Here is an 18,634-nt window from a genome sequence, read left to right as displayed (position 1 = left end):
CGCCAGGGATCCCGGACGGGATCGGGGTCGTACGGGGTGTCGTGCACGGTGATCACTAGCGGACGGCCTCCAGTACCTCGGTGGCGCCGAGGGCATCGGCGATCTCCGAGAGGGCGTCTCCGTCGAGGGACATCAGTTCCTTGTGGCCGACCCCGAGGTCGTCCAGCAGCCGGGGGTCGCCGAGCGGACCGGCCGGGACCGGCTCGGCGCCGGATCCCACCTCGTCGTCCGCGTCGTCGTCCTCGTCCGTGAACGCGGCGATCGGTTCGTCCTCGCCGTCCTCGGTACCGTCCAGGTCCAGTTCGTCGAGGTCGTCGTCGTCCTCGTCGTTGCCCAGCAGCTCCTTGGTCAGCATCGAGCCGTAGGAGCTGCGGTCGGCGGCGGAGGCGTTCGACACGTAGTACCGGGGGTCCTCCTCCCCGTCCACGCGGACGACGCCGAACCAGGCGTCCTCCTGCTCGATGAGGGCGACCACCGTGTCGTCGTCGACAGCGGCGGAACGGGCGAGATCGATCAGATCACTGAGGGACTCGACGTCGTCGAGTTCCAGGTCGCTCGCTTCCCACCCGTCTTCGGTGCGCGCGAGCAGTGCGGCGAAATACACCGTGACTCTCCCACTGGTCATAGGCGTGCCGGTTGGAGGTCCCCCCGGCCGGAGGTTGGGGTCCGCAACGGCCGTCACGCTCGCCGGTCCGCACCCCGCCCAATCGGCATCGTGGCAGAAACAGCGGCTTTGCGAGAGGTCTTCGGCGCGGCGGCCGTGTCGCGGCGCCGGTCGCGGTGACGGCCGTCCGGCCGCTCACCAACGGAATGTGCGCATCCGCATCTGCTGGCGCATCCGGGCCGCACGGGCGCGCCGCGGCTGGACCCGGTCGCGGAGTTCCCGTGCCTCGTTCAGGTCGCGCAGGAACTGGGCGCGCCGCGCCCTGCGCTGCGCCGCCGTCTCCGGGGCCTCGTACGGCTCGCTGCCGTCCCTAGCGGTGCTCCCGTCGCTCGCGTCGGTGTCGTTCGTCTGCGTGTCGGGCATCGGCCACCACCCACGGCTGGTCCGGTCGTCCTCCTCCGCCGGCGCGAAGCAGTCCCCCCGCTCCCACCTTCCCCCGGTCGGCGCGTTTGATGCCACCCCTCGCCAGATCGGCCCAGGTCAGGCGGACTCGTCGGGGTGGAGGGCCGGGACGACGGCCACGGGTCCGTGGGCGTGGTGGAGGACCGCGTGCGCCACGGATCCCATCAGCAGCGACCGCCGGCGCGGGTGGTGGCGGCCCACCACGACCAGGGCCGCCGTCCGGGACGCCTCCACCAGCCGTCCGGCGGCGTCCCCGGGCACCGCGGCCTGTTCGACGGGCACGTCCGGATAGCGGTCGCGCAGCGGGGCGAGGCGCTGCGTCTGGGAGCGCAGCATCTCCCGTTCGGCGGGTACGGCGTCGCCGTCGTCGGCGAGCGCCTCGGGCGGGATCACCTGGAAGGGACTGTCGATCACCAGGTTCGGTCCGGGCGGGACGGCGTACGCGGAGACCACCTGGACGGTGGTCCCCCGCGCGGCGGCCTCGGCGAACGCGAAGTGCAGTACGTCCTCGGGCGTCTCCGCGGCGTGCAGCCCGAGCACCACCCGGCCGGCGGAGGCCCCGGCGCCGTACGGGTCGGAGCCGTGCGGGCCGGTGCCGTGCGAGCCGTCGGCGGGAGGGCCGTCGGCGTGCGCGCCGGCCGGGGGCGCGTCGCGGTCCGCGTGCGGGACGACCACGACGGGGCAGGTCGCCGTGGTGGCGACGGCCCTGCTGGTGGAGCCGAGCAGCAGGGTGGCGAACCCGCCGCGCCCGCGGGAGCCCATCACCAGCATCGTCGGCGCGGCTTCGGCGGCGATGACCCGCAGGGCTTCCGGCACGGAGCCCTCCAGGGCCTCGTAGCGGACCTCCCGGGGCAGCTCGGGGGCGGTCTCCAGGACGCCGCGGACGTAGTCGCCCACGGGGTCGGCGAACCGCTCCGGCTGGTTCGGGTCGCGCAGGGAGGAGCGGCGGCCCGCATACAACTGGGAGACGTCGGGCAGTACATGGGCGACCAGCAGACCGGTGCCGCGGCACAGGGCGGCCCCGCGGGCCCACTCCAGGGCCCGCAGGCTGTGGTCGGATCCGTCGACGGCCGCGATCACCGGTGGGTTGCTCACCAGTCAAGGGTGCTGGGCGACGCGGCGCGCCGCACGTCGGGCCGCGACGGCCGCCGGTACCGGGCGCGGGCGCGGTCGGGGACGCGGTCGGGCACGCGGTCGGAGACGCGCGGGGACGCGCGGGGGTCCTCCCAACGCGTAGCCTTTTGCCAGTGGGTCGCGAACAGGCGGCCGTTTTCGCAGGTAGCAGGGTCGCAGGTCGCAGATCGCAGGTCGAAGCCCGGCTGAGTCTTGGAGGATGTTGTGCGTTTGCAGGTCGTCGATCACCCCTTGGTGGCGCACAAACTCACCACGCTGCGCGACAAGCGCACCGACTCCCCCACCTTCCGTCGGCTCGCCGACGAGCTGGTGACGCTCCTCGCGTACGAGGCCACCCGTGACGTGCGCACGGAGCAGTCGGACATCGAGACCCCGGTCGGTCCGACCACCGGCGTCAAGCTGTCGTACCCGCGTCCGCTGGTCGTGCCGATCCTGCGCGCCGGTCTCGGCATGCTGGACGGCATGGTGCGGCTGCTGCCGACCGCCGAGGTGGGCTTCCTGGGCATGGTCCGCAACGAGGAGACCCTGGAGGCCTCCACGTACGCGACGCGCATGCCCGAGGACCTCTCCGGGCGCCAGGTCTACGTGGTCGACCCGATGCTGGCCACCGGCGGCACGCTGGTCGCCGCGATCCAGGAGCTCATCAAGCGCGGCGCCGACGACGTGACCGCCGTGGTGCTGCTGGCCGCGCCCGAGGGCGTCGAGGTCATGGAGCGCGAGCTCGCGGGCACGCCGGTGACGGTGGTGACGGCCGCCGTGGACGAGCGGCTCAACGAGCACGGCTACATCGTGCCGGGCCTGGGGGACGCGGGCGACCGCATGTACGGCTCGGCGGAGTAGTCCGCACGCGTTGTTCGGGCGGGGCGGGCGGGCGGCCGGTGGGTCCGGACCGCCCGCCCCGGCATTTTCCGGCGGGTGCGGGCCGCCCGCCTCAGCACTTCCCGGCGGGTGCGGGCGCCGGGTTTGCCAGGGCGGCCAGTGCCTTGTCCGCGTCGGCCTTCGGGGTGAGCTCCTTGAAGGAGTCGCCCAGGATCAGGTCGATGTCCGCGCCCTCGCGGGTGTCGGTCTGGGTGGTGACCCCGGTGAGCTGGGCGGCGAGGACGGAGTACGCCGCCTTGTCGGTCCGGGGGGAGCCGACCAGTATCCCGGCGCCGGGGACCTTCTTGTCGAAGTCGGCGGGGGCGTTGCCGACCTGGCCGATGGCGAAGCCGCGTTTCTCCAGCTCGTCGCGGACCGCCTTGGCGAGCCCCGCGCGCGGGGTCGCGTTGTAGATGTTGACCTTGATCTGGCCGGGCTGGGGGAGTGCGACCGCGGGGGTGGCCGAGGGGGCCGCGCCGGGACCGGTGTTACCGGCCTTGGCAGCCTTGACGGGGGTGGCGGACGCCGTGGGGCAGTCCTTGCCGGCCGCCGCGCTCCGCTTGCCGCCGTCGCCTCGGAACACGTCGATGAGCTGCAGTGCCCCGTAACCGAGCAGGGCCAGCGCGAGGACCGATCCGAGCAGGGCGAGCACGACCTTGCGGCGTCGCCGGGGACGGCTCATGCGGGGGTAGGCAGCTCCCGTGATGCGGTACTTTCCGCCCATGCCGGGGGGAGTGAGCATGCTCATGGGCGCAGCGTAGTGCCGTACCGGAACGATGCCTACTAAATGATCTGTTGATCGGGTAAGGCTGACCCGAAAGGCGCAATCAGTCCATTTCCAGGACGCGTGCGTGCAGCACCTGACGCTGCTGGAGCGCCGCGCGCACGGCGCGGTGCAGTCCGTCCTCCAGGTAGAGGTCGCCCCGCCACTTCACGACGTGCGCGAAGAGGTCGCCGTAGAAGGTGGAGTCCTCGGCGAGCAGCGTTTCGAGGTCCAGCTGCCCCTTGGTCGTCACGAGCTGGTCGAGCCGGACCGGGCGCGGGGCGACGTCCGCCCACTGCCGGGTGGTTTCCCTGCCGTGGTCGGGGTACGGCCGCCCGCTTCCGATGCGCTTGAAGATCACACGGAAAGCCTACCGGGCCCGCGCCTCCGGGCGCAGCCTCGCTCCGTCGGTGCAAAAGTGGCGGACAGGGCTATTTCGGGAGTGATGCATGAGTCAGAGCACCGACCCCGCCGTTCAGATCGCCGCCGGCTACGCCTTCACCGGCCCCGCGCTCGAACTCGGCGCCCTGCTCTGGGACGGCAGCTGCCTGCCCGACCGGCAGATCCGCATCCCGCTGTCGATGCTCAACCGGCACGGCCTCGTCGCCGGAGCCACCGGCACCGGCAAGACCAAGACCCTCCAGCTGATCGCCGAACAGCTCTCCGCGAACGGAGTGCCCGTCTTCCTCGCCGACATCAAGGGGGACGTCTCGGGCATCTCGGCGCCCGGCACGGAGAACGACCGGGTCCGGGAGCGGGCCGCCGAGGTCGGCCAGGAGTGGGAGGCCACCGGCTGCCCCAGTGAGTTCTACGCGCTGGGCGGGATCGGCACCGGCATCCCCGTCCGGGCGACCGTGACGGCCTTCGGCCCGGTGCTGCTCTCCAAGGTGCTCCAGCTCAACCAGACGCAGGAACAGTCCCTCGGCCTGATCTTCCACTACGCCGACAGCAAGGGACTGGAGCTCATCGACCTCAAGGACCTCCGTGCCGTGGTCGCCTTCCTCGTCTCCGACCAGGGAAAACCCGAACTCAAGGGAATCGGCGGACTGTCCACGGTGACGGCCGGGGTGATCCTGCGGGTCCTGACCGCCTTCGAGCAGCAGGGCGCCACCGAGTTCTTCGGCGAGCCCGAGTTCGACACGAGCGAGTTCCTGCGCACCTCCGCGGACGGCCGCGGGGTGGTCTCCGTACTGGAACTCCCGGCGGTGCAGGACAAACCGCAGCTGTTCTCCACCTTCCTGATGTGGCTGCTGGCCGACCTCTACGCCGACCTGCCGGAGGTCGGCGACGTGGAGCGGCCCAAGCTGGTCTTCTTCTTCGACGAGGCGCACCTGCTGTTCAACGGCGCGTCCAAGGCCTTCCTGGAGTCCATCACCCAGACCGTGCGCCTGATCCGCTCCAAGGGCATCGGCGTGTTCTTCGTGACCCAGACCCCCAAGGACGTACCGGCGGACGTGCTGGCGCAGCTCGGCAACCGGGTGCAGCACGCCCTGCGCGCCTTCACCCCCGACGACGCCAAGGCCCTCAAGGCCACCGTGAAGACCTTCCCGCGCTCCGCCTACGACCTGGAGGAGCTGCTCACCGGGCTGGGCACCGGCGAGGCCGTCATCACGGTGCTCAGCGAGAACGGCGCCCCGACGCCGGTGGCCGCGACCAGGCTGCGCGCCCCGCGGTCGCTGATGGGACCGATCGATCCGGCGGCCCTGGAGCAGGCGGTGAAGTCCTCCCTGCTGTACTCGCGTTACGCGGAGCCGGTCGACCGCGAATCGGCCTACGAGAAGATCAGCGCCGAACAGGCGGCCGCCGAGGCCGCGGCCGAGGAGGCCGCCGCGGCGGCGGAGGCCGAGAAGCAGGCCAAGGAGGCGGCGAAGGCCGCCCGCGACGCCCCGAAACCGGAGCCCTCGCTGGCCCAACAGGTGGTGGGGAGCGGACTGTTCCGCTCGCTGGCCCGCTCGGTCGGAACCCAGCTGGGCCGGGAGATCTCCCGCTCCCTCTTCGGCACGGCCAAGCGGCGCCGCTGACCGGGCCGGGCGTGGCTGCGGTCGCGGCTCAAGGAGCGGCTCAAGGAGCGGCTCCGGGCGCGGGTCCAGGCGTAATCGAGCGAACCGGGTGCCGGACGCCCGCCCGGCGCTGACAGACTCGGGGCATGCGGACCGAACTGACCGACACCACGTCCAGCAAGATCGCCCGAGCGATGCTCGCCGCACGCCGAGCCATCGGCAGTCCCACGATGGGGCTGGTCCTGACGCTCCTCGTGGTCACCGACGAGGAGAACGCCTACGACGCCGTGCGCGCGGCCTCCGAAGCCTCCCGCGAGCACCCCTGCCGGATCATCGCCGTGATCAAGCGGACCTCGCGCGGCCCGCAGTGGCGGCACCGGACCCGCCTCGACGCCGAGTTGCGCGTCGGCTCGGACGCCGGGTCCGGGGAGATCGTGCTGCTGCGCCTGCACGGCGACCTCACCTCGCAGGCGGGCTCGGTCGTGCTGCCGCTGCTGGTGCCGGACGCGCCCGTGGTGGCGTGGTGGCCCGCCGAGGCCCCCGCCGACCCCGCCCGCGACGATCTGGGCCGCCTGGCGCAGCGCCGCATCACCGACTCCCAGGCGGCTGCCGACCCGGTCGGCGTACTGGCCGGCCGCGCCGCCTCGTACGCCCCCGGGGACACCGATCTGGCCTGGACCCGGCTCACGCCGTGGCGCTCGCTGCTGGCGTCCTCCTTCGACCAGAAGGCGCTCCCGGTGACGGGCGCGGCCGTGGAGAGCGAGGCCGACAACGCGAGCGCCGAGCTGCTGGCGCGCTGGCTGGAGGACCGGCTGGGGGTGCCCGTGCAGCGGGTCGCCACCGGTGGGCCGGTCATCACCCGGGTCCGGCTGGAGACGACCGCCGGGGAGGTACGGGTCGACCGGCCGGCCGGGGTCCTGGCGCAGCTGGTGCTGCCGGGGTGGCCGGACCGGAAGGTCGCCCTGAAGATCCGCAGCAGCGCCGAGCTGCTCGCGGAGGAGCTGCGCTGGCTCGGCGCCGACGAGGTCTACGCCTCGGCGCTGCGGGTGCGGCCGGCCCAGGCCTCGCTCTCCGCGTAGTGGTTGTCGTAGGTGGGCTGGCTGTCGATGATGTCCTGCACGGTGGCCTCGCCCGCCCGGACCCGGCCCAGGAGCCGGTAGTAGTCGAAGCGCCCCATGCCGGGCGTGAAGCCGACGAAGACCTCGGCCGTCTTGCCGGCGGCCGGGGCGAAGGCGTGCTTCACGCCGGGGGCGATGGTGATGAAGTCGCCCTTGGACAGGGTGTGGACCTCGTCGCCCACGAGGACGTCGAGCTGTCCGTCGGTGACGTGGAAGAACTCCGTGGCCTTGGTGTGGAAGTGCACCGGGGCACCGGCCGCGCCCACCTCGAAGCTCGCGGTGTTGCAGGTGAGCTCGTCGGTGTCGGTGAGCAGCGTGATCAGGCTGCCGGGGCCGTCGGAAATGATCTCGGCGGTGGCGGCGCGGGTCAGGTTGTCGGTCATCTCGCGAGCCTACGCGGGGCCGCTACCCCGGGGCGGGGTCATGATCGCAGTCTGTCAACTCCCGCCCCCTTCAACCGGTCCGCCCGCTTCAACCGGTCCGTCCCCGTGCGGCCCCGGCCGGGGACCCGTCGCCGCTGCTACGCGGTGTCCTTGGCGGCGGCCTTCCGCGCCTGCTTGTACTCCCGGACCTTCGCCAGCGACTCCGGCCCCGTGATGTCCGCCGCGGAGCGGTACACGTTCGCCGGCCCGTAGTCCCCGGCGGCCTCCCGCCAGCCCTTGGGCCGGACGCCCAGCCGCTTGCCCAGCAGCGCGAGGAAGATCTTCGCCTTCTGCTCCCCGAACCCCGGCAGCGCCTTCAGCCGCCCCAGCAGCTCGGCGCCGCTCGCCGCGTCCCGCCAGACGGCCTCCGCGTCCCCGCCGTAGTGCTCCACCAGGTACGCGCACAGCTGCTGGATCCGCTTCGCCATGGACCCCGGGTACCGGTGCACGGCGGGCTTCTGCGACAGCAGTGCCGCGAAGGCCTCGGGGTCCATGGCGGCGATGGCGTCCGCGTCGAGGTCGTCTGCGCCGAGCCGCTGCGCGATCGTGTAGGGCCCCGAGAACGCCCACTCCATCGGCACCTGCTGGTCCAGCAGCATCCCGACGAGCGCGGCGAGCGGGCTCCGTGAGAGGAGGGCGTCGGCCTCGGGCTGCTGCGCGAGCCGGATGGTGATGTCGTCCATGGCTCCAGCCTCCCCCGCCCCGGGCCCCCGCGCGCGGTCGGCGCGCGGTTGTCAGACCCCCCGCCTAGCGTGGGATGCGACAGGCAGTGGATACGTAGTCGACGAAGTACGACACAGGAGTCGATCGACCATGTCCGATTTCCCTGAGGGCGCCCCGTGCTGGGTGGACGCGATGTTCACCGACGTGGAGGGTGCGAAGGAGTTCTACGCCGACGTGCTGGGCTGGACCTTCGGCGATGCCAGCAGTGAGTACGGCAACTACACGCAGGCCTATTCGGGAGGGAAGGCGGTCGCGGCCGTCGTACCGCCGATGCCGGGGGGCGAGGCCTCCTCGCAGTGGTGTCTTTACTTCGCCTCGCCGGACGCGGCCGCCACGGCCGAGAAGATCAAGTCGGCGGGCGGCGAGCTGGTGATGGAGCCGATGCAGGTCGGCACCTTCGGCACGATGGCGATCGCCAAGGAGCCGAGCGGCGCCGTCTTCGGCGTCTGGCAGCCGGGTGAGCACAAGGGTTTCGAGAAGCTCGGCGAGGCCGGTGCGTACGCCTGGGCGGAGGTCTTCAGCCGGGAGCCGGGCAAGGCGGACGGGTTCCTGGAGAAGGTCTTCCCGTACGAGTCCCAGCAGATGGAGTCGGGCGGTGAGGACTGCGACGATCCGAACGCGGCCGGGATGGACTTCAAGATCTTCAGCCTGGGCGGCAAGGAGAACCCGGTGCTGGGCCGGATGAAGATGGGTGACGAGTTCCCGCCGGAGATCCCGTCCTACATCCAGGTCTACTTCGGCGTCCCGGATTGCGACGAGGCCGTCGCGAAGACCCAGGCGCGGGGCGGGAGACTGCACTTCGGGCCGATGGACAGCCCCTTCGGCCGCTTCGCGGCCGTCACGGACCCGCAGGGCGCGGCGTTCGCGGTGATCGACATGACGACGACGTCCGGGGAGATGCCGAAGTTCGGCTGATCCGGGTCCGACCGGGCCGGGGTCCGACCGGGCCCGGTCAGCTCGCCGTGGCCGCGCGGTACGCGGCCACGGCGGCCGGGAGGACGGCCTCCACCCCGGACCGCGGCTTCTGCGCGATCGTCTTCTGCACCATGAGGATCACGTCGCCCTCGCGGACGAACGCCCGCTCGCTGACGTACGGGTCGGGATCGTCGGGCAGGGTGGACGAGATCCGGAGCACCAGGCCGTCGTCCGCCGGGACGTCCGCTCCCGTCACCGACACGGTCTCCTGCGTGGTGGTACCGCTGCCGAGGGCGGTGGCGTAGGAGGGGCAGCGCTGCGCGGCGCCGCGTATGTCGGCCATGACCTCGGCCGCCCGGCCGGGTGCGTACCGGTCGAGGGCCTCCTGGCCGAACCAGCCGTCGTCGTCGGGTACCTGCTCCAGCCCGACCGCCACGTCCTCCAGGGGGCGGGCGTGAGCCGTCATGAAGGAGTCGACGCCGAGTTCGGAGCACGGCATCGACGCGATCGGGACGGTGGCGGCGGGGGCGTGGGGCGCGCCGGTCGTCGTCGAGTTGACCTCCTCGGTCAGCAGCCGGAAGCCCTGCGGCAGTCGGGCCTGGGTCAGCAGCCCGTCGCGCAGCCGGTCCCGCGGGGACGCGGAGGCCGACGGCACGGCCGAGGACGGTGCGGACGGCGACGGGCCGGCCTTCGATCCGGCCTGTGATCCGGCGGAGCAGGCCGACGTGCCGAGTACCGCCAGGGCGGCCACCGCCACCGCCCCCACGACATGACGTGTGCGCACGGTCCGTCCCCCCTCAGATGCGTGGTGGCCCACCCTCGCACACGACCGGTATCGCGGAGTCCCCTCCCCCGGGCGGCGATGGATCCTCGGAGCAGTCCCGGCAGATGCCGGGGGCCGGGCCGCGGAAGCCGTGGTCGCAGAGCGTGCAGTTCTGCATGGGATGGACGCGTACGGGGGCTGCCCGTCTGGACTCCGCTTCCAGCAGTGGGGGGAGCTGCGCTTTGAGGCGGTGGGCGATCAGTCCGGCCGGGTTGATGAGCGGGTGGGGGATCCGGGCCGTCAGCGCGGCGGTGATCCCGTCCATGCTCCCGCCCCGCTCCAGCCAGACCTCGACGCCGTCCGCGAGGCGCTCGATGTCCCGCTGTCCGAGGAGCAGGCGGTGGTCGACGCGGCGCAGCCGGGCGAGCAGGGTCATGGCCGCCCGGCGCCGGGAGGAGGGAGGCTCCGGCTCCGGCTCGGTGTCCGGCTCCGGGGCGGGTACGGGCGGTGGTTCGGCGTGCTGCGGCTCCGGTTCGGGCGCTGGCTCCGGTTCGGATCCAGGCTCGGCCTCGGGCATCGGGGCGGGCGCTGGCTCCGGTTCGGGTACAGGCTCCGCCTCGGGCATCGGGGCGGGCTCTGGTTCCGGGTCCGGGGGCGGAGGGGGAGGGGGAGTTGGTGCGGTGACGGACGCCTTGGGGTGGTTGTAGGAAATCGTTCGGGTGACGAAGCGGCCGTCGGGAAGTTGCTCCCGGACCCGCTTCAAGTAGCCGTGGGACTCCAGTTCGCGGAGCGCGGAGGCGATCCGGATCTCGCCCTCGGGGACCCGCCTGGCCAGTTCCTTGATGCCGATGGGCGTTCCGGGCGGCAGCGACTGGATGTACGCGCCCAGGCCCCTGGCGGTGAGGCTGATCTTCGGATTCTGGATCAGGTGGTTGCCGACGACGGTGTACCGGGTCGTGTGCCGGACGTTCGAGTGATGAACGCCGTACGGCGGGCGCTGGTGCGCGCTAATCTGCTGAAGAGCCATGGGGAAGTGTTGTGACTTCCTTGTTGGTCAGGCCCTCGGCCGGGATTGCCGTCCCGACGGGGGCCGTCTCATTTGTGGGGCTTGTCGGGGCGAGCATATGCCAGGCAACCGGCCCCAGATCCAGCTGAGTTGGAGTTGTTCACCCGTGTGAGTGAGGGCGCCTCCACGGGGAGGCTGGTGGGGTTGGGCACGGTTATTTCCCCGGTACTGCGAAGCAAAAGAAACGTACGGCCGAACCGGGTCGTGGAGGAACGGACTTCGGCGTGCGGGCTCAGCGCGGCGGGAGCTGGTCGTAGGTCTTGAAGGTGTAGAGGGCGGACAGGGTGATCGCGTTGCCCGACTGCGCGGGCAGGCCGAGGCGGTCGTTCACGAGGCGGGTCAGCGGGCCGCAGCCGGTGGCGGCCGGGGCGGTGAAGGCGGTGTCGGTCGCGGCGAACTTGATGACCGGAGGGTTCTTGGAGATCCACTCGGACTTGCCCACCCGCTTGAGGCGGATCTCGATCGGCGCCTCGCCGCCGCCGATGACGCAGCCCGGGGGCAGCAGGGGGCTCACGGCGCGGTAGCGCAGGGTGAACAGGCCCATGCTGTCGCCGACCGAGTAGAAGTCGGACCGGCCGCCGTACTCCGGCTGGAGGGAGAGCGGGAGGTGCCCGTGGCCGAGGAGCCCGCCGGGGACGGCCGTCGGGCCGCCGCGCAGGGCGCCCCACACCTGGCCGTTCGTACCGTCGGGCAGCGGGCCCTCGGCGTGGGTGATGGTCATCGGGGCCAGCTCGGGAACGTCCCGGCTGCCGAGGCGCAGCGACCCGGTGGCGGTGAGCACCTCGCACTTCCACTGCGTGGCATCGACCCCGGCCGGGATGGCCGGGCAGTCGGTGAAGTCGTAGGAGGGCGTCTCGGCGGCGAGGGCGGGGGCCACCGCCAGGCCGGCGAGGGCGGCGGTGAGGGCGAGGGCGGCGGCTGCGCGGCGGAGCGTGGTCGTCTGCATGCCCCATACGGTGCCGCCGGGTGCGGTGTGGCGGCACCGGGGAAGTCCCCCGCCCGACCCTGAGGCGTCCCGGGGCCGCCGTCAGGGCCAACGACCCGGTGTCACCGCCCGAGTTCGGCCCATACGGACTTCCGTGGGACGGGCCCCTGGGAGCTGCCCCAGCGGTCGGAGAGGGCATCGACGATGGCCAGCCCGTACCGGGGCTCGCCGGGCGGCTCGTCGCCCCGGCTGTCGTGCACCTCGACCCGTACGCGGCCCCCGTCGATGACGCTGAGTTCCAGCCGGAAGTCCCGCCCGGGGACCCGGCCGTGCGTGACGGCGTTGGCGCAGAGCTCGGCGACGACCTGGGCGACGTCCTCGAAGGGCAGCCCCCAGGACCGGAGTTGCTCGACGACGAGCAGCCGGGCGAGGCGGGCACTGGTTCAAGAGCAGCTACACCAACGGCAGCGACATCACCGACTGCGTCGAGGTGGCCACCACCCCCGGCACCGTTCACGTCCGGGACTCCAAAAGCATCCCCGGTCCGCAGTTCGCGGTCAGCGGCACCGCCTGGGCCGGCTTCGTTTCGTATGCCTCTGACCTGGGATAACCGCAGGAACCAGCCGTGTGGGTGGTTCTGGTTCGCGGATGCGAGGGGCTGAATAAAAGTCAGGGCGAAGCCGCATAGCGTCGATCCCGTGCGGTTCCACCCGGGCCGCGCGCCGCGCCCACCTAAGAGGTCGAACCGCCCATGAACCTGAGCATCCGCAACCAGATCGCCGGAACCGTCACCGCCGTCACCGCCGGTGAGGCGATGGCGACGGTCAAGGTCCGGCTGGAGGGCGGTCAGGACATCACCGCCGCCATCACCCTCGACGCCGTCAAGGACCTCGGCCTCGCCGCCGGTTCCTCCGTCAAGGCGCTGGTCAAGGCCACCGAAGTGGCCCTGGCGACCGGGCCCGTCGAGGGGCTGTCCATCCGGAACCAGATCGCCGGGACCGTCGTCGACATCGCCGCCGGGCCGGCCATGGCCTCCGTCAAGGTCGACGTGCACGGCGGCGGGCTGACCGCCGCGATCACCGCCGACGCCGTCGAGGCCCTCGGCCTGGCCGCCGGTTCCTCCGTCGTCGCGCTGATCAAGTCGACCGAGGTGTCCCTCCAGGCCGCCTGATCACTGGATGAAGACGCTCCGGCCGCGTGCCACGGTGACCTGGCCCGGGAGGACCGGGTGGGTGACGCGTCCGTCGCAGTTCGGGCCCGACCAGACGAAGGCGACCTCGTCGGTGAAGTTCGCGACCTCCGACGGGACGAAGTCGCCCAGCGGGTAGCAGCCCGAGGGGTTCTCGTGCGCTGCGCGGTCGATGAACAGGACCCCCTGGGCCGCCTGCGCCGTGCCGGGGGTGGTGAGCGCCAGCATCGCCGCCGCCGCGCACGCCCCGAGGACCTTCACCATGCCTTGCACCATTCGACTGCCTCTTCCGTGCCGGGAGTGATCGACTTCCGTCACCGAGGGTAGAGATGGGTCACGGTCGGTGATACGGCGTGCGGTGGTGAAGGAGGGGCGCGTGGATCTTCAGGGGACGCTCGACCGGCTCGTCGCGACCGGCGCCGAGAGCGGGCTCCAGGTGGCCGCGTACCGGCTCGGCCGGCCGGTGGTGGAGGCGTACGCGGGCGTTGCCGGGTCCGGGGCGCTGATCCACTCCTTCTCCGTCGGCAAGGGCTGTACGGCGACCCTGGTGCACGTGCTCGCGGAGCGCGGGCTGATCGACCACGACGCCCCGATCGCCCGCTACTGGCCGGAGTTCGGGGCGCACGGCAAGGCGGGCATCACCGTCCGGCACGCGCTCACGCACACCTCGGCCGTCCCGCAGCTGCCCCGCGGCCTGACCCGGGACGAGCTGTGCGACTGGGACACCATGTGCGGGGTCGTCGCCTCGGCGCGCCCGCTCTGGGAGCCGGGGACGGACAGCGGGTACCACGGCTGGACGTACGGCTGGATCCTCGGGGAGACCGTCCGCCGGGTCACCGGACTCACCCCCGGCGAGGCCCTGCGGGAGTACGTCGCCGAGCCGCTCGGGATCGCCGACGAGCTGTACTTCGGGCTGCCGGAGACCGCACTGCCCCGGGTCGAGCCGCTGGTGGAGGGCGGCTGGGAGGCCAACCTGGCGGGGCTCCCGCACGGCGCGCCCTTCACCCGTCTCGTCGCCCCGAACCGGGGCCTGTGGACCACCGCCTCCCTCGCCGACCGGCGCGCCTACCTGCTGGCCGACCTGCCCGCCTGCGCGACGCTCACCGCCCGCGCCGCCGCCCGGATGTACGCGGCGCTGCTGGGCGAGGTGGACGGCGTACGGCTGCTCTCCCCGGCCGGGGTGGAGGCGGCCGCCGCGGTGGCGGTGGAGGGGACGGACCGGATGCTGCTGCGGCGGCACGCCAAGGGGCTCGGCTACTTCCTCGGCATGCCGCCGATGGGCGGGGAGGTGACCGCCTTCGGGCACCACGGCAGCGGCGGGTCCGTCGCCTTCGCCGACCGGGCGCGGGGGCTGTCCTTCGCCCTCACCCGCACCCGGCTGGTCGGCCCGGACAACGACACGACCCAGTTGCTCGCCGACGCGGTCAGGGCCGGGGTCGGGGCCTGAGCCGGGGCGCCGGGGCTCAGACCCCCACGAGCGCCGGGACGCTCAGGGTGCCGAACCAGACGTGGGTGACGGCGCTGACGTAGCGGGCGCCGCAGCGGTCGGAGGGGACCACCAGCTGGCTGCCCGGCCCGTCGAGCTCCGCGCCGTCGAGGCGGGTGGCCAGCAGGACGGGGCTGCCGCAGAAGTCGTCGTCCAGCTCCGCCCAGGACAGGACGGTGTGGTGGCCGTCGCCGCCGCTGACGGCGAGGAGGTAGCGGCTGCGGTCCTTGCGGCGCCGGGCGTCGAAGACGGGGCCCGCGCCCGAGATCACGTCCCGCAGCAGCGCTCCCTCGAAGACGTGGTGCTGCGGGCCGTTGGTCGCACAGTCGAACGTGACCTCCGCCCGGTGCTGCGGCCAGGCCCGCAGGTCGGGGACGCTCAGGGTCGCCGGATGGTCGAGGTCGCCGTGCAGCAGGAGTGTGGCCATGGATATGACATGCCCGACTCGTGTCTCACCGGAACCTCATCTGCGAGGTTCAGGGGTACCTCCGAGCCGCAGCTGGGTGTCATTTGTGGGATTCACCTTGCAACTTCCGGGCGATGCCCTGCCAGACCACGTCGCGTGTCACCGGCATCTCGGTGAACCGCACGCCCGTCGCGTCCCGCAGGGCGTTCGCGAAGGCCGGGGCGACCGGGTTGAAGGGGCTCTCGGACATGGACTTGGCGCCGAGCGGTCCGATCGAGTCCGAGGTCTCCATGAAGTGGACCTCCGTGCGCGGGACGTCCGCGTACTGCGGGAGGCGGTAGCGGCGGAAGGCGGCCGTGGTGACCTCCCCGCGCTCGTCCACCCGTACCGTCTCGAAGAGGGTGGCGCCCAGGGCCTGGGCCACGCCGCCCTCGACCTGGCCGCGGCACTGCATCGGGTTCATGACCTTGCCCGCGTCCGCCGCGTGCACGCTGCGCAGGATCCTCATCTCGCCGGTGCCGGGGTCCACCGCCAGGCGGAACCACTGGGCGTTGAAGGCCACCGAGCGGGGGGAGCCGGTCCAGTGGCCCTCCGCCGATATCTCGTGGAGCTTGCCCTTGTCGTACGCGGCCTCGTACAGCTCCTTGAGGGTGACGGTCCGGCCCGCGCAGTCGAAGGCCTCCGCCTCCAGCCTGCACAGGTGCCGGGCCACGCCCGTGTGCCGGGCCGCGAAGGTCTTGAGGCGCTCCGCGAGCGAGTCGGCCGCCAGCAGCACGGCCTTGCCCGCCACCACCGTGCCGGCAGAGCCGAACGCGCCGGTGTCGTGGCGGACGACGTCCGTGTCCGACTGGCGGACCGTGATCCGGTCGACGGTGGTGTTCAGCGCGCCGGCGGTGATCTGCCGGTGGACGGTGGTGGTGCCGTTGCCGAACTCGGCCGTGCCCACCGCGATGTCGTACGTGCCGTCGCGCAGCAGGCTGACGGTGGCGTCGGCGAAGTGTCCGCCGGGCGGACCGGTCGCGATCATCGCGACGGCCGAGCCCGTGCCGGTCAGCCAGCCCTCCGGCACGTCCTCGTGGCTGCGGTCCTCGGCGATGGCCTTGCGGACGACGTCCATGCACTGCTTCATCCCGTACGAGGCGATGAAGAGGTCCTCCTCGTGGCCGATCGGGGTCACCAGGTGATCGCCGGCGCCGATGACGTTCTTCTCGCGCAGTTCGAGCGGGTCCATGCCGAGCCGGAGCGCGAGCTCGTCCATCGCCGATTCGAGGGCGAAGAGGACCTGCCCCAGGCCGTAGCCGCGGAAGGCGCCGGCCGGTACGCCGTTGGTGTAGACGGAGTACGCCTCCACCTGCTTGTTCGGCGCCTTGTAGACGGCGAAGGACTCGCCGACGCTGTGGAACATGACCGCCGGGCCGTGGTTGCCGTAGGCGCCGGTGTTGGAGAGCACGCGGATGCGCAGGGCGGTGAGGGTGCCGTCGGCCTTGGCGCCGATCTTGATGGTGATCTTGAAGGGGTGGCGGGTGGTGGCACCGTAGAACTGCTCGGCCCGGGTGAATTCGAGTTTCACCGGCCGCCGCAGCTTCAGGGCGGCGAGGACGACGATGTCCTCGGTCAGCATTTCCTGCTTGCCACCGAACCCGCCGCCCACGCGGCCCGCCACGACACGGACCTCGTCCTCGCCCAGGTCGTAGAGGGCGCACAGCGCCCGCCGGGTGAGGAACGGCGCCTGGGTGGAGGAACGGACGGTGATGCGCTCGCCGTCGCCCTCCTCCTTGGGTTCGAAGTACGCGACGCTGCCGTGGGTCTCCAGGCTGGCGTGCTGTACGCGCTGGGTCTGGAAGGTCTCCTCGTAGACGACGGCCGCCTCCGCGTACCCCTTCTCCATGTCGCCGAGGGTGTTGTGGACCTCGCCGCACACGTTGTTCTCGGCGCGGAAGATCCCCGATTCGGGACCCTTGGGATGGAGGACGGGCGCGCCCGGGAGCATGGCCTCCTCCGGGTCGATCACGTACGGCAGCTGCTCGTACGTGACGACCACGCGGCGGCAGCCCTCCTCGGCCGCCTGCTCGCTGTCGGCGACGACGGCCGCCACGCGCTGGCCGACGAAGCGGACCACGTCGTCCAGGACGCGGGTGTCCACGGGGTCTTCGGTGGGGTGCTCGTGGCGGGCGGAGGAGTACAGCCGGTCGGGGGAGTCGTGGTGGGTGAAGACGGCGTGCACGCCCGGGACCTCCAGGGCGTCACGGGTGTCGATGGAGACGATCCGGGCGTGCGGGTGCGGGGAGCGCAGCAGCTTCATGTGCAGCAGCCCCGGCACCTCGACGTCGAAGGTGTAGCGGGCGGTGCCGGTGACGACGAGCGGGCCGGCGGGGGCGCCCAGGGACTTGCCGACGGCCTTTCCCGCCTCGGGGCTCTCGGTGTGCTTGACCCCGCGCACCGCGTCCTCGATGGCGCGGTAGCCCGTACAGCGGCAGATGTTGCCCTTGAAGGCGCGCGGGAGGTCCTGGAGCTTGCCGTCGTCGTGGGCCGTGCCCTCCTCGGCCTGGAGGGCGGCGGTGGTCATCAGGAACCCGGCCGTGCAGAAGCCGCACTGGAAGCCCTGGGCGTCGAGGAACTGCCGCTGCGCCGGGTGGAGCTCGCCGCCCGGCTTGGCCAGGCCCTCGACGGTGGTGACGGAGCGGCCCTCGGCGCGGACCGCCGGGTAGAGGCAACTGTGCACGGGCGCGCCGTCGACGTGGACCGTGCAGGCCCCGCAGTCGCCCTGGTCGCAGCCCTTCTTCACGCCGAACCAGCCGCGCTCGCGCAGGTAGGTGCGCAGGCACTGGCCGGCCCGCGGCTCCTCCTCGAAGCGCTGCTCGTTGATCTCGATCCCGTAGCTCATCGGGAAGCCCCCTCCAGCGTGAGTTCGCGGCGGATCTCCTCCGCGAGGCGCAGCGCCATGTGCCGCCGCCAGGCGGGCAGTCCGTGGATGTCGTCGAACCACTCGTCGGCGCGGACGGTGTCGTCGATGGCCGCCCGCAGTTCGGCGGCGGTCGGCCACAGGGCGAACCAGAAGCGGAAGGGGCGGGTGGTGGCGGCCGAGACGGTCAGGGCGAAGGAGCCGTCCTGGGGGTCGGCCGTACCGATGACCAGGGCGCCGGAGCGGCCCAGTCCGTAGAGGGAGGCCTGCCGGAAGGCCGTCCGGCAGCCGAGCGCGCGGGCCGGGATGCGGACCGAGCGCAGCAGGTCGCCGTCGCGCAGGTCCTTGACGCCCGCGCCGCGGATGAAGTCGGTGACGGCGAGCCGGCGGGTGGCGCCGTCCTGGCCCTGGAGCAGGACGGTGCCGTCGAGGCCCGCCGACAGGGAGATGATCGGGCCGGCCGGCAGGCCGTTGCAGAGGTTGCCGCCGACGGTGGCCATGTTCCAGATCTTGAAGCTGGCGAGGAAGGCCCGGCAGCACTGCTCGATCAGCGGCGCGGCGGTCATCGACAGCGACCGGCCGAAGCGCGAGAGCTCGGTGATGGTGCAGGTGGCGGCGATGTCGAGGGAGCCGTCTGGCTGCCAGGACAGGGGCGGCCAGCCCATCCGGGAGAGGTCGACGAGGCGGCGGATGTGGGGCTGCGGCTCGGAGAAGAGGTACGTGCCCCCGCCGAGCCACGCGTCACCGGGGCGCCAGGGCTCACGGCGGCGCGCGTCACGCACGTCGAGCACCGTGTTGAGGTCCATTTCGCGCCACCAGCCTCTCTCCGTCCCGGGCGTCCTCCCCAGTGAAGCAACGGGCCGGGGGACGAAACGACTGGTCCCGGACACGGAAACCG

Annotated in this window: 22 protein-coding genes; 7 read left to right on the top strand and 15 right to left on the bottom strand. The window is 72.4% G+C overall.

Translation table 11 applies throughout. The features are described from left to right. Positions 1-55 precede the first annotated feature (55 nt). The 3 genes from ABZW32_RS06575 to ABZW32_RS06565 form a co-directional block, all read right to left on the bottom strand. A complete protein-coding gene (locus ABZW32_RS06575) occupies positions 56-604 on the bottom strand; it encodes a hypothetical protein (RefSeq protein ID WP_356212034.1) in 549 nt (182 codons plus the stop codon). 195 nt (positions 605-799) lie between these two features. Continuing rightward, on the bottom strand, positions 800-1,027 hold the full coding sequence (locus ABZW32_RS06570; protein ID WP_356212031.1) for a hypothetical protein: 228 nt from the start codon (positions 1,025-1,027) through the stop codon (positions 800-802). A 117-nt stretch (positions 1,028-1,144) separates the two neighbouring features. Next, complete coding sequence (locus ABZW32_RS06565) at positions 1,145-2,161, bottom strand: universal stress protein (protein ID WP_356212028.1); 1,017 nt, start codon at positions 2,159-2,161, stop codon at positions 1,145-1,147. Between the two features lie 243 nt (positions 2,162-2,404). Between ABZW32_RS06565 and upp the strand changes: the two genes are divergently transcribed. Beyond that, the gene (upp, locus tag ABZW32_RS06560; protein WP_007265356.1) at positions 2,405-3,040 is read left to right on the top strand and encodes a uracil phosphoribosyltransferase; all 636 of its coding nucleotides are present in this window, start codon (positions 2,405-2,407) and stop codon (positions 3,038-3,040) included. Between the two features lie 91 nt (positions 3,041-3,131). Here upp and ABZW32_RS06555 read toward each other — a convergent pair whose 3' ends face one another. Together ABZW32_RS06555 and ABZW32_RS06550 are read right to left on the bottom strand one after the other, a co-directional pair. After that, the gene (locus ABZW32_RS06555; protein WP_356212026.1) at positions 3,132-3,806 is read right to left on the bottom strand and encodes a LytR C-terminal domain-containing protein; all 675 of its coding nucleotides are present in this window, start codon (positions 3,804-3,806) and stop codon (positions 3,132-3,134) included. A gap of 79 nt (positions 3,807-3,885) precedes the next feature. After that, on the bottom strand, positions 3,886-4,182 hold the full coding sequence (locus tag ABZW32_RS06550; RefSeq protein ID WP_030010424.1) for a type II toxin-antitoxin system VapB family antitoxin: 297 nt from the start codon (positions 4,180-4,182) through the stop codon (positions 3,886-3,888). Between the two features lie 88 nt (positions 4,183-4,270). On the opposite strand from ABZW32_RS06550, the gene ABZW32_RS06545 reads away from it, so the two are divergent. Together ABZW32_RS06545 and opcA are read left to right on the top strand one after the other, a co-directional pair. Then, a complete protein-coding gene (locus ABZW32_RS06545) occupies positions 4,271-5,842 on the top strand; it encodes a helicase HerA-like domain-containing protein (RefSeq protein ID WP_356212023.1) in 1,572 nt (523 codons plus the stop codon). 125 nt (positions 5,843-5,967) lie between these two features. Next, positions 5,968-6,900: a glucose-6-phosphate dehydrogenase assembly protein OpcA gene (gene opcA, locus ABZW32_RS06540; protein ID WP_356212020.1), complete on the top strand. Its 933-nt coding sequence runs from the start codon at positions 5,968-5,970 to the stop codon at positions 6,898-6,900. Here the strand turns inward: opcA and ABZW32_RS06535 are convergent. Together ABZW32_RS06535 and ABZW32_RS06530 are read right to left on the bottom strand one after the other, a co-directional pair. Further along, complete coding sequence (locus ABZW32_RS06535) at positions 6,849-7,322, bottom strand: cupin domain-containing protein (RefSeq protein WP_356212017.1); 474 nt, start codon at positions 7,320-7,322, stop codon at positions 6,849-6,851. The genes opcA and ABZW32_RS06535 overlap by 52 nt on opposite strands. A 137-nt stretch (positions 7,323-7,459) precedes the next feature. Continuing rightward, positions 7,460-8,044 (bottom strand): HhH-GPD-type base excision DNA repair protein, encoded by a 585-nt coding sequence (locus ABZW32_RS06530; protein ID WP_356212014.1) that lies wholly within the window; start codon positions 8,042-8,044, stop codon positions 7,460-7,462. A 130-nt stretch (positions 8,045-8,174) separates the two neighbouring features. Here ABZW32_RS06530 and ABZW32_RS06525 point away from each other — a divergent pair, with 130 nt between their 5' ends. Continuing rightward, positions 8,175-8,999, top strand: coding sequence for a VOC family protein (locus ABZW32_RS06525; RefSeq protein ID WP_356212011.1), 825 nt, complete (start codon positions 8,175-8,177; stop codon positions 8,997-8,999). A 37-nt stretch (positions 9,000-9,036) separates the two neighbouring features. On the opposite strand, the gene ABZW32_RS06520 is transcribed toward ABZW32_RS06525, so the two are convergent. From ABZW32_RS06520 to ABZW32_RS06505, 4 genes are all read right to left on the bottom strand, one after another. Continuing rightward, the gene (locus ABZW32_RS06520; RefSeq protein WP_356212008.1) at positions 9,037-9,783 is read right to left on the bottom strand and encodes a hypothetical protein; all 747 of its coding nucleotides are present in this window, start codon (positions 9,781-9,783) and stop codon (positions 9,037-9,039) included. A gap of 13 nt (positions 9,784-9,796) precedes the next feature. Then, complete coding sequence (locus tag ABZW32_RS06515) at positions 9,797-10,789, bottom strand: helix-turn-helix domain-containing protein (RefSeq protein WP_356212005.1); 993 nt, start codon at positions 10,787-10,789, stop codon at positions 9,797-9,799. Positions 10,790-11,060: 271 nt separating this feature from the next. Further along, a complete protein-coding gene (locus tag ABZW32_RS06510) occupies positions 11,061-11,774 on the bottom strand; it encodes a hypothetical protein (protein ID WP_356212002.1) in 714 nt (237 codons plus the stop codon). Between the two features lie 101 nt (positions 11,775-11,875). After that, positions 11,876-12,142, bottom strand: a complete 267-nt coding sequence (locus ABZW32_RS06505) for an ATP-binding protein (RefSeq protein ID WP_356212302.1) — start codon at positions 12,140-12,142, stop codon at positions 11,876-11,878. Between the two features lie 83 nt (positions 12,143-12,225). Here ABZW32_RS06505 and ABZW32_RS06500 point away from each other — a divergent pair, with 83 nt between their 5' ends. Next, positions 12,226-12,363 (top strand): DUF397 domain-containing protein, encoded by a 138-nt coding sequence (locus ABZW32_RS06500; protein ID WP_356212300.1) that lies wholly within the window; start codon positions 12,226-12,228, stop codon positions 12,361-12,363. Positions 12,364-12,504: 141 nt separating this feature from the next. Continuing rightward, positions 12,505-12,924: a TOBE domain-containing protein gene (locus tag ABZW32_RS06495; RefSeq protein WP_356211999.1), complete on the top strand. Its 420-nt coding sequence runs from the start codon at positions 12,505-12,507 to the stop codon at positions 12,922-12,924. On the opposite strand, the gene ABZW32_RS06490 is transcribed toward ABZW32_RS06495, so the two are convergent. Further along, positions 12,925-13,206 carry a hypothetical protein gene (locus ABZW32_RS06490; protein ID WP_356211996.1) on the bottom strand — a complete coding sequence of 94 codons (282 nt, stop codon included), beginning with the start codon at positions 13,204-13,206 and terminating at the stop codon, positions 12,925-12,927. A 112-nt stretch (positions 13,207-13,318) separates the two neighbouring features. On the opposite strand from ABZW32_RS06490, the gene ABZW32_RS06485 reads away from it, so the two are divergent. After that, the gene (locus ABZW32_RS06485) at positions 13,319-14,389 is read left to right on the top strand and encodes a serine hydrolase domain-containing protein (protein ID WP_356211993.1); all 1,071 of its coding nucleotides are present in this window, start codon (positions 13,319-13,321) and stop codon (positions 14,387-14,389) included. Positions 14,390-14,405: 16 nt separating this feature from the next. On the opposite strand, the gene ABZW32_RS06480 is transcribed toward ABZW32_RS06485, so the two are convergent. From ABZW32_RS06480 to ABZW32_RS06470, 3 genes are all read right to left on the bottom strand, one after another. After that, a complete protein-coding gene (locus ABZW32_RS06480) occupies positions 14,406-14,855 on the bottom strand; it encodes a molybdopterin-dependent oxidoreductase (RefSeq protein ID WP_356211991.1) in 450 nt (149 codons plus the stop codon). Positions 14,856-14,934: 79 nt separating this feature from the next. Continuing rightward, the gene (locus tag ABZW32_RS06475; RefSeq protein ID WP_356211988.1) at positions 14,935-17,718 is read right to left on the bottom strand and encodes a molybdopterin-dependent oxidoreductase; all 2,784 of its coding nucleotides are present in this window, start codon (positions 17,716-17,718) and stop codon (positions 14,935-14,937) included. Beyond that, positions 17,715-18,542: an FAD binding domain-containing protein gene (locus ABZW32_RS06470; RefSeq protein ID WP_356211985.1), complete on the bottom strand. Its 828-nt coding sequence runs from the start codon at positions 18,540-18,542 to the stop codon at positions 17,715-17,717. The genes ABZW32_RS06475 and ABZW32_RS06470 overlap by 4 nt, the downstream gene beginning before the upstream one ends. Positions 18,543-18,634 lie beyond the last annotated feature (92 nt).

Source organism: Streptomyces sp. NPDC004667, assembly GCF_040609475.1.
Classification (GTDB): Bacteria; Actinomycetota; Actinomycetes; order Streptomycetales; family Streptomycetaceae; genus Streptomyces.
Note: the sequence above shows the minus strand (reverse complement) of the source record. Positions and strands in the feature narration are given on the sequence as shown.

Bases quoted from the DNA above. Each gene is read 5' to 3' on its own strand.
- ABZW32_RS06525 (WP_356212011.1), top strand. From the start codon at position 8,175: ATGTCCGATTTCCCTGAGGGCGCCCCGTGCTGGGTGGACGCGATGTTC.
- ABZW32_RS06495 (WP_356211999.1), top strand. From the start codon at position 12,505: ATGAACCTGAGCATCCGCAACCAGATCGCCGGAACCGTCACCGCCGTC.
- ABZW32_RS06470 (WP_356211985.1), bottom strand. From the start codon at position 18,542: ATGGACCTCAACACGGTGCTCGACGTGCGTGACGCGCGCCGCCGTGAG.
- ABZW32_RS06490 (WP_356211996.1), bottom strand. From the start codon at position 13,206: ATGGTGAAGGTCCTCGGGGCGTGCGCGGCGGCGGCGATGCTGGCGCTC.
- ABZW32_RS06530 (WP_356212014.1), bottom strand. From the start codon at position 8,044: ATGGACGACATCACCATCCGGCTCGCGCAGCAGCCCGAGGCCGACGCC.
- ABZW32_RS06480 (WP_356211991.1), bottom strand. From the start codon at position 14,855: ATGGCCACACTCCTGCTGCACGGCGACCTCGACCATCCGGCGACCCTG.
- ABZW32_RS06570 (WP_356212031.1), bottom strand. From the start codon at position 1,027: ATGCCCGACACGCAGACGAACGACACCGACGCGAGCGACGGGAGCACC.
- ABZW32_RS06535 (WP_356212017.1), bottom strand. From the start codon at position 7,322: ATGACCGACAACCTGACCCGCGCCGCCACCGCCGAGATCATTTCCGAC.
- ABZW32_RS06510 (WP_356212002.1), bottom strand. From the start codon at position 11,774: ATGCAGACGACCACGCTCCGCCGCGCAGCCGCCGCCCTCGCCCTCACC.
- ABZW32_RS06475 (WP_356211988.1), bottom strand. From the start codon at position 17,718: ATGAGCTACGGGATCGAGATCAACGAGCAGCGCTTCGAGGAGGAGCCG.
- ABZW32_RS06555 (WP_356212026.1), bottom strand. From the start codon at position 3,806: ATGAGCATGCTCACTCCCCCCGGCATGGGCGGAAAGTACCGCATCACG.
- opcA (WP_356212020.1), top strand. From the start codon at position 5,968: ATGCGGACCGAACTGACCGACACCACGTCCAGCAAGATCGCCCGAGCG.
- ABZW32_RS06515 (WP_356212005.1), bottom strand. From the start codon at position 10,789: ATGGCTCTTCAGCAGATTAGCGCGCACCAGCGCCCGCCGTACGGCGTT.
- ABZW32_RS06545 (WP_356212023.1), top strand. From the start codon at position 4,271: ATGAGTCAGAGCACCGACCCCGCCGTTCAGATCGCCGCCGGCTACGCC.